Source organism: Streptomyces odontotermitis (genome assembly GCF_050510915.1).
Taxonomy (GTDB): domain Bacteria; phylum Actinomycetota; class Actinomycetes; order Streptomycetales; family Streptomycetaceae; genus Streptomyces.
In genome coordinates, this window is the sequence record NZ_JBNJLS010000008.1 from 289914 (window position 1) to 301917 (window position 12004).

Here is a 12004-nt window from a genome sequence, read left to right on the forward strand (position 1 = left end):
GAAGGAGACCGATGGTGAAGCACGCGGTGCAGATCGCGGTCATAGGAGTCGGCAACGCCTTCCGGCACGACGACGGCGTGGGATGGGCGGTGGTGGACCGGCTCAAGGAGCGGGCCCGGTCCCGGCCGCTGCCGCCCGGGACCGTCCTGGAGACCTGCGACGGCGACCCGGGACGGCTCCTCGGCCTGTGGGAGAACGCGGGGCTCGCCGTCGTCCTGGACGCGGCGCAGGCGCGACCCGCGCACCCGGGGCGCGTACACCGGCTGCTGCTGGACGACGCCCAGTTGGGCCAGGCCCAGGGTTCGGCGAGTTCGCACGGCCTCGGTCTCGGTGAGGCCATCGAGCTGTCACGTGTGCTCGGCCGGCTCCCCGGGCGGCTTGTCGTCTACGCGGTCGAGGGTGCCGACCGGACGGTGGGTACCGGACTCTCGGAGGCCGTCGCGGCGCAGGTCGAACCGCTCACCCTCGCAGTGGAGCACGAGATCGTCGGCTTCCGCAGCGGCGGCGGGACATGACCCGGCGGATCACGCGTCACATCGAGGTCTTCGGTCGGGTGCAAGGGGTGGGGTTTCGGCCTTACGTGCATCGGACGGCGACCGCCCTCGGCCTGGACGGGTGGGTGCGCAACGTCGACGGGCATGTGGAACTGGCCGCCTCGGGCCCCCCGGCCGACATCGCCGAACTGGTGGGCAGGTTACGCGAACGGCCTCCCGCGCTGGCCGCCGTCCGCTCCGTGCGCGTCACGCATGCGCCCTCGCCCGCCGAGCCGGTGGGCCACGGGTTCTCGGTGCGTGCCAGCCTGCACGAAGCGGCCCCGCGCACCGCCCCGCGCGAAGTCCCGCCGGACGCCGCGATCTGCGAAGCCTGCCTCCGCGAGCTCCTCGACCCGGCGGACCGCCGCTATCGCTACCCGTTCATCAACTGCACGGACTGCGGCCCCCGTGCCACCGTCATCGAGGACCTGCCCTACGACCGTGCGCGCACCACCATGCGCCACTTCCCGCTGTGCCCGGAGTGTGCCGCCGAGTACACGGACCCCGCCGACCGGCGGTTCCACGCCGAGCCGCTGGCCTGCCCGGCGTGCGGCCCGTGCCTGTCCTGGGACGGGCTGCGCGGTGAGGATGCCCTGCGGGCGGCGGTGGCGACGATCGGGGCGGGCGGCATCGTCGCGGTCAAGGGACTCGGCGGATATCAGCTGGTGTGCGACGCGACCGACCCGGCGGCCGTGGCCGAGCTGCGCCGCAGGAAGCACCGCCCCGCCAAGCCCCTCGCCGTGATGGTGCCGGACCTGGCTGCGGCCCGCCGTCTGGCGCAGGTCGGCGTGCGGGCGGCCGCCGTGCTGACCTCGGCTGAGCGTCCCGTGGTGCTGGTTCCGGCCCGAACCGGTCGCACCTGTACCGGCGTTCACCCGGGCACCGGCCGCATCGGTCTGTTCCTGCCCACCACGGGACTGCACCACCTGCTGCTCGACTCCCTGTGCCGCCCCCTCGTCGTCACCAGCGGCAACCTCTCCGGCGGTCCGATCGTCATCGACGACGCCGAGGCCCGCACCGTGCTGGCGGCGGTGGCCGACGCCTTCCTCACCCACGACCGGCCCCTGCGCGCCCGCTACGACGACTCCGTCGTCCAGGTCGCCGCAGGCGGCGTCCAGGTGATGCGGCGCGCCCGCGGCTACGCGCCCGCTCCGCTCCTCCTGCCGCGCCCCGCCCCCGTCCCCGTGCTCGGCGCCGGGGCCCAGCTCAAGCACACGTTCACCCTGGCCGAGGGCGCTCGCGCCCATGTGGCCGCACACACCGGCGACTTGACGGACGAGGCGACGTACGAGGCGTTCCTGCGCGGACACGCCGACCTGTCCCGCCTCACCGGCATCTCCCCACGAGCGGTCGCCCACGACCTGCATCCCCGCTACCGCTCCACGCTGTGGGCCCGCGCACTGCCGGTCGAACACCACATCCCCGTGCAGCATCATCACGCCCACGTCGCGGCGGTGGCGGCCGAGCACGGACTGGACACACCGTTCGTCGGCGTCGCCTACGACGGGCTCGGGCTCGGTGACGACGGCACGCTGTGGGGCGGCGAGATCCTCGTCGCCGACCTCGTCGGCCACCGCCGCGTCGGGCGGTTCGCCTACGCCCCGCTGCCCGGCGGGGAGGCCGCGGTACGACATCCGTGGCGGATGGCACTCGGATACCTGCACGGCACTGAGGAGCTCGGATTCCCGCGCCCCGGCGCGGAGTTCGGCTCCGCTCTCACCGACCGCCCCGGCTGCCGCGCGGTGCGGACCATGATCTCGCGGGACGTCAATTGCCCGCGTGCCTCCAGCGCGGGCCGCCTCTTCGACGCGGTGGCCAGTCTGCTCGGGCTCGGCGACACCGTCTCGTACGAAGGACAGGCCGCGCTCGCCCTGGAGAACGCGGCCTTCGGGGTGCGCCGGGCCGCGGCACTGCCCTGGCGCCTGGCGCGCCGGGACGGGTTGTGGGTGTATGACCCGGCTCCGACCCTGAGCGCCCTGCTGACCGCCCGTCACCACGCCGTGGACATCGCGCACTTGGCGGCGGCCTTCCACACCACCGTCGCCGAAGTGACCGCGGACCTCGTCGGTCGCGTCGTCGCCGAGGGAGCGCCGCACACCGTGTGTCTGGCAGGTGGCTGCTTCCAGAACCTCAGGCTCCTCACCGGTGTGCGCACGCGGCTGCGCGCCCAGGGGCTGCGTGTCCTGACCGGCCGCGGAGTGCCGGTCAACGACGGGGGGATCAGCTACGGGCAGGCGGCCATTGCCGCCGCCCGGCTCGCCGCATCGACCGAGAGAGGGTGAGCCCCATGTGCCTGGGCATTCCCGGCCGGATCCTCGACGTCCACGACAGCGACGGCGTGCGCATGGGCAGCGTCGACTTCGGCGGTGTCCGGCGCGAGGTCTGCCTCGCCTACTGCCCGCACGCGGACGCGGGATCGTATGTGATCGTCCACGTCGGCTTCGCCATCACCGAGGTCGACGAGGCCGAGGCCGAGCGCACGCTGACCGTCCTGCGGGCCATGGCCGACCAGGTGGCGGGCGAACTGGGGGAGCCCCTGCCCGGCCGAACGGACGGTTCTTGAAGGCCACTTGGCCCTCCCGCCGGTCCGTGCAGCCTCTGGGGGCGGCGACGCCCGGGCAGGAGGCTTGAGGCGAACCCGGACGGAGGGATCCGTGATGTCCGAGACCAAGGCGGCACCGGTGTACGCACTGCTGGCGGACGGGACGACCGTACGGATACGCACCGCGGGACCGGACGACCAGGACGCCGTCCGGCGCTTCTACCAGGAGATGTCGCCCGAGAACCTGCGGCTGCGCTTCTTCTCGGTCGGCGCCGCCAGTGCCCGGCAGGCCGCCGACCGCGTGGCCCGTCCCGCCCGTCCCGCCTACCGCGCCCTGGCCGCCGAGCACGGGGACGCGCTGATCGGCCTGGCCGAGTACGAGGCGGTGCCGGACTCCAGCGCCGCCGAGATCTCCCTGGCCGTCGGTGACGCCTGGCACCACCGTGGCATCGGCACGCTGCTCCTGGAACACCTGGCGGACGCCGCACGCACCGCGGGGATCACGGCCTTCAGCGCGGACGCGCTCGCCGAGAACCACGAGGTCCTCAAGGTCTTCACCGACCTCGGCCTGCGGGTCGACCGCCGCTGGGACGGCCCCGAGGTGCGCTGCACCGTACAACTCGCCTCCGACGAGAGCTACTTGGCCAAGCTGGACGCACGCGCCGGTGTCGCCGACGTGGCAAGTCTGCGCCCCTTGCTGCGGCCCGGCTCGGTGGTCGTCGTCGGGGCGGGGCGCAAGGCCGGGTCCGTCGGACGCGCGGTGCTCCGCAATCTGCGCACCGGCCCCTTCGCCGGGCAGCTGTTCGCCGTGCACCCCGAGCCGGTGACCATCATGGGCATCCACACCTGCCCCTCGGTGTCGGACCTTCCGCTGGTGCCCGACCTCGCGGTGATCGCCGTCCCCGCCGCGTCCGTCCCTGACGTGGCCGAGGAGTGCGGCCGGTGCGGCGTGCGGGCCCTGTGTGTCGTCTCCGCCGGGCTCGACGCCACGACGGCCGCGGCCCTCCTCGACACCTGCCGGCGCCACGGCATGCGGATGGCCGGGCCCAACTGCCTCGGTCTCGCCAACACCGAGCCCGTCGTCAACCTCGACGCCACCTTCGCCGCCCGCCACCCGGGCCCCGGCACCGCCGGTGTGGCGGTGCAGTCCGGCGGCGTCGGCATCGCCCTGCTCGCCGGCCTTCGCCGCCTGGGCATCGGCGTCTCCACCTTCGTGTCGCTCGGAGACAAGTACGACGTCAGCGGCAACGACATGCTCCAGTGGTGGGAACAGGACCAGCGTACGGATCTCGCGTTGCTGCACCTGGAGTCGTTCGGCAACCCGCGCGCGTTCGCCCGCACCGCCCGCCGCGTGGCCCGCGCCATGCCGGTGCTGACCGTGGACGCCGGACGCTCGGACGCAGGGCGGCGGGCCGCCGCCTCACACACCACGGCCGCCGCCACCCGCACCATGACCCGCCAGGCACTGTTCACCCAGGCCGGGGTGACCGCCACCCGCACGATCGGTGAACTGCTCGACACCGCGGCCCTCATGCACACACAACCGCTCCCCACCGGCACGAACGTCGCCATCGTCAGCAACGCGGGCGGCGCCGCCGTACTGGCCGCCGACGCCTGCGAGGAGGCCGGCCTCGTCGTGCCGCCACTCGGCTCGGACCTGGTCGACGAACTGCTCGGCGGGCTGCCCTCCGGAGCGAGCGCCACCAACCCCGTGGACACCACTCCCATGATCGGAGAAGAGCAACTCCGCTCCTGTGTCGAGCGCTTGGCCACGCACGGCGCGGTGGACGCGGTCCTGGTGCTCCTCGTCCCCACGGCCGTGACCTCCGCGACCGGGGACGACCTGCCGCACGCCCTCGACCGGACCGGTCCCCGGCTGCCGCGACCGGTGGTGGCCGTGCTGCCCGCGCAGGCGCCCCGCGTCAAGCTGCTCCCGGGAGCGGTGCCCGCCTACGGCGACGCACAGGAAGCCGCCCGGGCCCTGGCCCACGCCGCCGCCCGGCGACGGTGGCTGGACCGGCAGCCCGACATCCACCCGCAACTGCCCGGCATCGACACCGGCGCCGCGCACCGGATCGTGGAGGCTTTTCTCGACGAGCAGCCCGACGGGGGCTGGCTCGACCCGCGCACGACCGCCGCGCTGCTCACCGTCTACGACATCCCGCAGTCCCCGTGGGCCTGGGCCCGGGACGAGGACGAGGCCGTCACGGCGGCGGAGCGCATCGCGGGCGCCGACGGGCGCGTCGTGATGAAGGCGCACTGGCCCGGACTGCTGCACAAGAGCGAACAGCGCGCCCTCCACCTCGACCTGCGCGGTGACCAGCAAGTGCGGGCCGCGCACCGCGACTTGGTGACCCGCTTCGGCGACCGGATGACCGGCGTCGTGATCCAGCCACTGGCCGACCGCGGCACCGAACTGTTCGCCGGGGTGGTCCAGGACGAGGTGTTCGGCCCGCTCGTCGTCTTCGGCCACGGCGGCACGGCGACCGAGCTCCTCGCCGATCACGCGGCCCGCCTGGCACCGCTCAGTGACCGCGACGCACACGAGCTGATCACCGCCCCGCGGTGCGCACCGCTGCTCTTCGGCTATGCGGGCGCCCCCACGGCCGACCTCGACGGCCTCGAGCTGCTCCTGCACCGGCTGTCCCGGATGGCCTGCGATCTGCCGCAGCTGGCCGAGGCCGACCTCAATCCGGTGCTTGCCGGACCGCACGGCATCACCGCGCTGGACGTCCGGGTCCGCCTCGAGCCCCGGCAGCCCCACGACCCGTACCTGCGCCGACTGCGCTGAACAGCCGGCGCCAACACCTCTGTCTGTCAAGGCCGTTGCCACCGAGGAGGATCGCCATGAAGCACACCAGGACCGGCGAGGTGATGAACGATGACGTCGTCGTCGCCCGCTACGGGACCCCGTTCAAGGAAGTCGCCCGGCTCCTCGCCGAGCACCGCATCAGCGGTCTTCCCGTCCTCGACGAGGACGACAAGGTCATCGGCGTGATCTCGGAGACCGACCTGGTGTTCCGGCAGGCTCAGGGGCACGAACCCGGAGCGCGCCACCCGCGGTGGTCCTCGCTGAGCCGCGCCCGCCGCACGGCCGCCGCCAAGGCCACCGCCCGTACCGCCGGAGCTCTGATGTCGTCCCCCGCCGTCACGGTGCGCGCGGACGCCACGGTTCCCGCGGCGGCACGCACCATGGTCGAGCACCGGGTCGAGCGGCTGCCCGTGGTGGACGAGGAGGGCCGGCTCGTCGGCATCGTCACCCGTCGGGACCTCCTCCACGTGTTCCTCAGGACCGACACGGAAATTCGGCGCAACGTGATCGACGAAGTGCTGATGCGTGCGCTCGGGCAGCCCCCGGGACTCATCTCGGTGGACGTGCACCACGGCGTGGTGACGCTGCAAGGACGGCTGGAGAGGCGCAGCGAGAAGGCGATCGCGGCCGGCATGACCAGCCGCATGGACGGCGTCGTCGACGTCGTCGACAAGCTGACCTACCGCCTGGACGACTCCCATCTGCGCCCGTACCAGGAGTCCCTGCACGGCGTCACGGAGGAATGGCTGCGGCGGCGGTGACCTACGGGCACTGTCCCCGCTCGTGAGCCGGCACTCACGGAGCCCGGGGCGCACTCCGGTTCGCCGCCCCGGGCCCGGGTGTGGTGCCATCGCCTGCCCGCGAGGGCGAAGGAGGGTGGACGACCATGGCGGTGCTGGTCAGCTACGCGAGCGACCACGGATCCACCCGGGACGTGGCCGAGCGGATCGCGTCCCGGCTCGACGTGCGCGGCCACCGCACAGAAGTCCTGCCCGCGCACGAGATCCGCTCTTCGCTGGACTGCACGGCGGCGGTCGTCGGAAGCGCCGTGCACCACGGCGCGTGGCTGCCGGACGCCTCCGCGTTCGTGCGGCGGCACCACGACGACCTGGCCGCCCTGCCCGTGTGGATGTTCAGCGTGGGCATGGTCGCCGCCCTGCGCGGCCCACTGCGGCGCATCGCCGAACGTGCCGAACAACCGGACATCGTGCGGCTCGTCGAGTCGATCGGGCCGCGCGGGTACCGCCGCTTCTCCGGCGTGATTCGCCCCAGCCACCTGGGGCGGCTCGGTGGCATGCTGTTCAGGGTCGCGGGCGGGCGCTACGGCGACTACCGCGACTGGGGCGCGATCGACGCCTGGGCCGACGACATCGCGGACGCCCTGCGCCCATGACGTTCGCGATGCGGGCCCTACGTCAGCGCGCAGGGCCGTAGGTCCCTCCCCCAAGGCCGGGCGGCCCGTGGCACGAACAACTCCGCGAGACGAAAGTGGAGTTGAGAGACCCGAAGCCCGGAGGCGCACATGAACGACAGCGCTGCAACCGCCGTCCTGGACCGGAGCGGACTCGACTGTCTGATCAAGACGCTGGCCGCGCGCGGCCGTACCGTCGTGGGACCAACCGTACGGGACGGTGCCGTCGTCCTCGCCGAAGTGGCGGGCGCCGACGAGCTGCCCTTCGGCTGGGGCAGCGAGCTCGACGCGGGCCGCTACCGGCTCGTCCCGCGCGCCGACGGCGCGGCGTTCGCCCATACGTCGGGCCCGCACTCCTGGAAGAACTTTCTGCACCCCCAGCGCGAGCAGGTGTGGAGCGTCGACCGCTCGGCCGACGGAGCCCTTTCGGTCACCGCGGCCCGGACCGCACAGCCGTCGTACGCCTTCCTCGGCGTGCGCCCCTGCGACCTGCGGGCCATCGCCATCCAGGACCGTGTCCTGACGGGGGGACGGTACGCGGACTCCGGCTACCGCGCCCGCCGCACCGGCGCGTTCCTGATCGCCGCCGAGTGCACCGAGCCCGGGGCCACCTGCTTCTGCGTCTCGATGGGCGGCGGCCCGGCGGCCGACCCGGCGGACGCCGCCTTCGACCTCGCGCTCACCGAAGTGGTGGACGCGGCAGGGCACCGGTTCTTCGTGCGCGCGGGGAGCCGGGAAGGCACCGAGCTGCTGTCCCAACTACCGCACAGGAGTGGTGACATCAGCACGGAGACGGCGGCACGAAGTGCCGTGGAGGCGGCCCGGCACCGGATGGGCCGGAGCATGCCCCCGGTGAACCTCCATGCGCTCATGCGCGACAGCCTCGACGCCGAACGCTGGGACGACGTCGCCTCTCGCTGCCTCACCTGCGGCAACTGCACCATGGTGTGCCCCACGTGCTTCTGCACGACCACCGAAGAGGTCACGGACCTCACCGGCGACCACGCCGAGCGCTGGCAGCGCTGGGACTCCTGCTTCGACCTCGACTTCTCCCACCTGCACGGCGGGCCGGTGCGTTCGTCCCCGCGCAGCCGCTACCGCCAGTGGCTCACCCACAAACTCGGCACCTGGCACGACCAGTTCGACTCCACCGGCTGCGTGGGCTGCGGGCGCTGCGTCACCTGGTGCCCGGTCGCCATCGACATCACCGAGGAGGCGTCCGCCCTGCACGACGAGCTCGCGGCACGGCTGGACAGGGAACGGAAGCACGAAGAAGGAGAGGAGACCGGCCGATGACCCCCACCACCACCCTCCACACGGCTCTGTCGATGCACCACCGGGAACAACTGATGCGCCTCGCACGCGAAGTCGCCTTCGATGCGGGAGCCCGGCTCTTCGAGGAGGGCGGGCACGCCGACCGGTTCTGGATCGTGCGCACCGGCACCGTCACCCTCGACCTCCACGTCCCGGGCAGGCGTGCCGCGGTCATCGAGACGCTCGGGCACGAGGATCTCGTCGGCTGGTCCTGGCTGTTCACCCCGCACGTATGGCAGTTGGGCGCGGAGGCGACGAGCCCCGTACGCCTCTGGGAATTCGACGCGGCCGCGGTCCGGTCCCTGTGCGCCACCGACCCGGAGTTCGGGCAGGCCGTCACCGGCTGGGTCGGCCGGGTCCTCGCCCACCGGCTGCAGTCCGCCCGCATCCGCCTGCTCGACCTGTACGCCCCGTACGGCAGCGGCAGTCCACGGTGACGTCCGCGCCCCTGCCGTACCGCGTCACCGATGTGCGCACCGAGACGGCCGACACCGTGTCGCTCACCGTGGCACCGGCCGGGCCGTCGGCCCTCGCCGCCTTCGCGCCCGGACAGTTCGCGATGGTGTACGCCTTCGGTGTCGGCGACATCCCGGTCTCCGTCGCCCGCATCGACGAGCGCGAACTGGTGCACACCGTGCGGGCGGTCGGCGCGGGCTCGGGCGCCCTGTGCGGGCTGCGGCCCGGCCAGCAGGTCGGCCTGCGGGGACCCTTCGGCGCGGGCTGGGACATGACGCGTGCGGCCGGGCGCGACGTGCTGGTCGTGGCGGGCGGTATCGGCCTCGCGCCGCTGCGCCCCCTGATCCTGGACGTGCTGGCCGCCCCGGACACGTACGGACGCCTCAGCCTCCTGATCGGCACCCGCAGCCCCGACGAGCTGCTCTACGCGGACCAGGTACGCGCCTGGACGGCGGACTCGACGGCGTTGCACTGCGCGGTCACCGTCGACCACCCGGCTCCCTCCTGGACCGGCCGCGTCGGACTGGTCACCACGCTCCTGACCGACGCCCCGTTCCGGCCGGAGCACACCACCGCCTTCGTCTGCGGCCCCGAGGTCATGATCCGCGCCACCGCCCGAGACCTGTGCCACCGAGGGGTCCCCGCCCGGCACGTCCAGGTGTCCCTGGAACGCAACATGCGCTGCGCCACCGGGCACTGCGGTCACTGCCAGCTCGGCGGCGTCCTGCTGTGCCGGGACGGCCCCGTCGTCGACTGGGCGTCCGCCGAACCCCTCTTACACGTAAGGGAGTTGTGACATGCCCGGCGACTCCGCACCTCCCTCGCTGGCCGTATTCAAGCTGGCGTCCTGCGACGGCTGCCAGCTCACCCTGCTCGACTGCGAGGACGAACTGCTCGCACTCTCCGAGCGGGTGCGCATCGCCCACTTCCTGGAGGCGTCCAGCGCCGTCGAGCCCGGACCCTACGACCTCGCGCTCGTCGAGGGCTCGATCACGACGGCGGCGGACGCGGACCGGGTCCGTACGATCCGCGAGCAGTCCCGCTTCCTCGTGACCATCGGCGCGTGCGCGACGGCCGGGGGGATCCAGGCGCTGCGCGACTTCGCCGACGTCGAGGAGTTCCGCCGCACCGTCTACGCCCGCCCCGACTACATCGACACGCTCGCCACCTCCACCCCCGTATCGGCCCATGTGGACGTCGACTTCGAGCTGCGCGGCTGCCCCATCGACCGCGGGCAGCTCCTGGAGGTCATCACCGCCTACCTGGCCGGCCGCAAGCCCGGCATCTCCAGCCACAGCGTCTGCTTCGAGTGCAAACGGCGCGGCACCGTCTGCGTCACCGTCGCCCACGGCACCCCCTGCCTGGGCCCGGTCACCCACGCCGGATGCGGCGCGCTCTGCCCCGCGTACGGTCGCGGCTGCTACGGGTGCTTCGGCCCGTCCGGTTCGGTGAACCTGCCCGCCGAGATACCACTGCTGCGCCGCGACGGGATGAGCGACCGCGACGTCGAGCGCTTCCTGCACACCTTCAACACCGCCGCATTCGCAGAGGAGTTGAGGTCATGAGCCACCGCGGCTCGCGCGTCCTGCGGGTCGGCTCGCTCGCCCGGGTCGAGGGCGAAGGGGCCCTGCACCTCACGGTCCACGGCGGGCAGGTGAGCGAGGCCCGGCTCCAGATCTATGAACCGCCGCGCTTCTTCGAGGCGTTCCTGCGCGGCCGCGCCCACACCGAACCTCCCGACATCACCGCACGGGTCTGCGGCATCTGCCCCGTCGCCTACCAGCTGAGCGCCTGCGCGGCGATCGAGGACGCCTGCGGCGTCGACATCCCGTACGGCATACGGGAGTTGCGGCGCCTGCTGTACTGCGGCGAGTGGATCGAGAGCCAGACGCTGCACATCTATCTGCTGCACGCCCCGGACTTCCTGGGCTGCGACAGCGCGATCGATCTCGCGCGCACCGACAGGGCGGCGGTGGAGCGGGGGCTGCGCCTCAAGCAGGCGGGCAACGCGATCCTGGAGCTGCTCGGCGGGCGCGCCATCCATCCGGTGAACGTGCGCGTCGGAGGCTTCCACCGCGCGCCCGCCCGGTCCGAACTCCGGCCGCTTGCCGCCCAGTTGCGACGAGCCGCCGAGGACGCATGGGAGACGGTGCGCTGGGTGGCGGGCTTCGGCTTCCCCGAGGCACACGTCGACGCCGACCTGTTCGCGCTGACAGCCCCCGACACCTACGCCATCGAGAGCGGCACACCGACGGTGCTGCGCACCGACGGCGAGCGGCGCCCCTTCCCGGTGCGGGACTTCCTGGAACACGTACACGAGGAGCACCTGCCGCACTCCACGGCGCTGCACGCGCGGCTCGACGGGCGGCGCCATCTCACCGGATCGCTCGCCCGGTTCGCGCTCAGCAGGGACCTGCTGTCCCCCACGGCTCTCGACGCGGCCGCGGCCGCCGGGCTCGGCGAGGGCGTGTGCCGCAACCCGTTCCGGTCCATCCTGGTCCGCGCCGTCGAGGTCGTGTACGCCGTCGACGAGGCGCTGCGGATCATCGACTCCTACGAGCCGCCGCCCCACCCGTACGTCGCGGTCCCGGGCCGCGCGGGCACCGGGCACGGCGCGACCGAGGCGCCTCGCGGGCTGCTCTACCACCGCTACGTCCTGGACGGCGACGGCACCGTCCGCGACGCCCGGCTGGTCCCGCCGACCGCCCAGAACCAGGGCGCGATCGAGGCGGATCTGCGCCAGGTCGCACAGTTCGGGATGCACGAACTCGGCCTGGACGACCATGCGTTGACGCATCTGTGCGAGCGGGCCATCCGCAACCACGACCCGTGCATCTCGTGCTCCACCCACTTCCTCGACCTGACCATCGACCGCGGCTAGCCGACCGCTTGGAGGTACGGCCATGCAGGGCAGCCCGCACATCGTCAGCGACGTG

11 protein-coding genes are annotated in these 12004 nt (G+C 73.1%); all 11 read left to right on the forward strand.

Annotated features, from left to right (window positions below):
• The first annotated feature begins 11 nt into the window (after nucleotides 1–11).
• On the forward strand, nucleotides 12–515 hold the full coding sequence (locus tag ACQB60_RS24365; protein ID WP_496928222.1) for a hydrogenase maturation protease: 504 nt from the start codon (nucleotides 12–14) through the stop codon (nucleotides 513–515).
• Nucleotides 512–2815 carry a carbamoyltransferase HypF gene (gene hypF, locus ACQB60_RS24370; RefSeq protein WP_496928223.1) on the forward strand — a complete coding sequence of 768 codons (2304 nt, stop codon included), beginning with the start codon at nucleotides 512–514 and terminating at the stop codon, nucleotides 2813–2815. The genes ACQB60_RS24365 and hypF overlap by 4 nt, the downstream gene beginning before the upstream one ends.
• 5 nt (nucleotides 2816–2820) lie before the next feature.
• Nucleotides 2821–3096 carry a HypC/HybG/HupF family hydrogenase formation chaperone gene (locus ACQB60_RS24375; protein ID WP_496928224.1) on the forward strand — a complete coding sequence of 92 codons (276 nt, stop codon included), beginning with the start codon at nucleotides 2821–2823 and terminating at the stop codon, nucleotides 3094–3096.
• A 94-nt stretch (nucleotides 3097–3190) separates the two neighbouring features.
• Entirely contained in the window at nucleotides 3191–5866 is a 2676-nt protein-coding gene (locus tag ACQB60_RS24380) for a bifunctional acetate--CoA ligase family protein/GNAT family N-acetyltransferase (protein WP_496928225.1), read from the forward strand.
• A 56-nt stretch (nucleotides 5867–5922) separates the two neighbouring features.
• A complete protein-coding gene (locus tag ACQB60_RS24385; protein ID WP_496928226.1) occupies nucleotides 5923–6648 on the forward strand; it encodes a CBS domain-containing protein in 726 nt (241 codons plus the stop codon).
• 125 nt (nucleotides 6649–6773) lie between these two features.
• Complete coding sequence (locus ACQB60_RS24390) at nucleotides 6774–7280, forward strand: flavodoxin domain-containing protein (RefSeq protein WP_496928227.1); 507 nt, start codon at nucleotides 6774–6776, stop codon at nucleotides 7278–7280.
• A 129-nt stretch (nucleotides 7281–7409) separates the two neighbouring features.
• Complete coding sequence (locus ACQB60_RS24395) at nucleotides 7410–8594, forward strand: 4Fe-4S dicluster domain-containing protein (protein ID WP_496928228.1); 1185 nt, start codon at nucleotides 7410–7412, stop codon at nucleotides 8592–8594.
• Entirely contained in the window at nucleotides 8591–9049 is a 459-nt protein-coding gene (locus tag ACQB60_RS24400) for a cyclic nucleotide-binding domain-containing protein (protein ID WP_496928229.1), read from the forward strand. The genes ACQB60_RS24395 and ACQB60_RS24400 overlap by 4 nt, the downstream gene beginning before the upstream one ends.
• The gene (locus ACQB60_RS24405) at nucleotides 9046–9864 is read left to right on the forward strand and encodes an FAD/NAD(P)-binding protein (RefSeq protein WP_496928230.1); all 819 of its coding nucleotides are present in this window, start codon (nucleotides 9046–9048) and stop codon (nucleotides 9862–9864) included. Before ACQB60_RS24400 ends, ACQB60_RS24405 begins: the two co-directional genes overlap by 4 nt.
• 1 nt (nucleotide 9865) lies before the next feature.
• Complete coding sequence (locus ACQB60_RS24410) at nucleotides 9866–10633, forward strand: NADH-quinone oxidoreductase subunit B family protein (RefSeq protein ID WP_496928231.1); 768 nt, start codon at nucleotides 9866–9868, stop codon at nucleotides 10631–10633.
• Nucleotides 10630–11949: a Ni/Fe hydrogenase subunit alpha gene (locus tag ACQB60_RS24415; protein WP_496928232.1), complete on the forward strand. Its 1320-nt coding sequence runs from the start codon at nucleotides 10630–10632 to the stop codon at nucleotides 11947–11949. Before ACQB60_RS24410 ends, ACQB60_RS24415 begins: the two co-directional genes overlap by 4 nt.
• The last annotated feature ends 55 nt before the right edge of the window (nucleotides 11950–12004 follow it).

Bases quoted from the DNA above. Each gene is read 5' to 3' on its own strand.
- ACQB60_RS24390 (WP_496928227.1), top strand. From the start codon at position 6,774: ATGGCGGTGCTGGTCAGCTACGCGAGCGACCACGGATCCACCCGGGAC.
- hypF (WP_496928223.1), top strand. From the start codon at position 512: ATGACCCGGCGGATCACGCGTCACATCGAGGTCTTCGGTCGGGTGCAA.
- ACQB60_RS24365 (WP_496928222.1), top strand. From the start codon at position 12: ATGGTGAAGCACGCGGTGCAGATCGCGGTCATAGGAGTCGGCAACGCC.
- ACQB60_RS24395 (WP_496928228.1), top strand. From the start codon at position 7,410: ATGAACGACAGCGCTGCAACCGCCGTCCTGGACCGGAGCGGACTCGAC.
- ACQB60_RS24380 (WP_496928225.1), top strand. From the start codon at position 3,191: ATGTCCGAGACCAAGGCGGCACCGGTGTACGCACTGCTGGCGGACGGG.
- ACQB60_RS24400 (WP_496928229.1), top strand. From the start codon at position 8,591: ATGACCCCCACCACCACCCTCCACACGGCTCTGTCGATGCACCACCGG.
- ACQB60_RS24415 (WP_496928232.1), top strand. From the start codon at position 10,630: ATGAGCCACCGCGGCTCGCGCGTCCTGCGGGTCGGCTCGCTCGCCCGG.
- ACQB60_RS24385 (WP_496928226.1), top strand. From the start codon at position 5,923: ATGAAGCACACCAGGACCGGCGAGGTGATGAACGATGACGTCGTCGTC.
- ACQB60_RS24375 (WP_496928224.1), top strand. From the start codon at position 2,821: ATGTGCCTGGGCATTCCCGGCCGGATCCTCGACGTCCACGACAGCGAC.
- ACQB60_RS24410 (WP_496928231.1), top strand. From the start codon at position 9,866: ATGCCCGGCGACTCCGCACCTCCCTCGCTGGCCGTATTCAAGCTGGCG.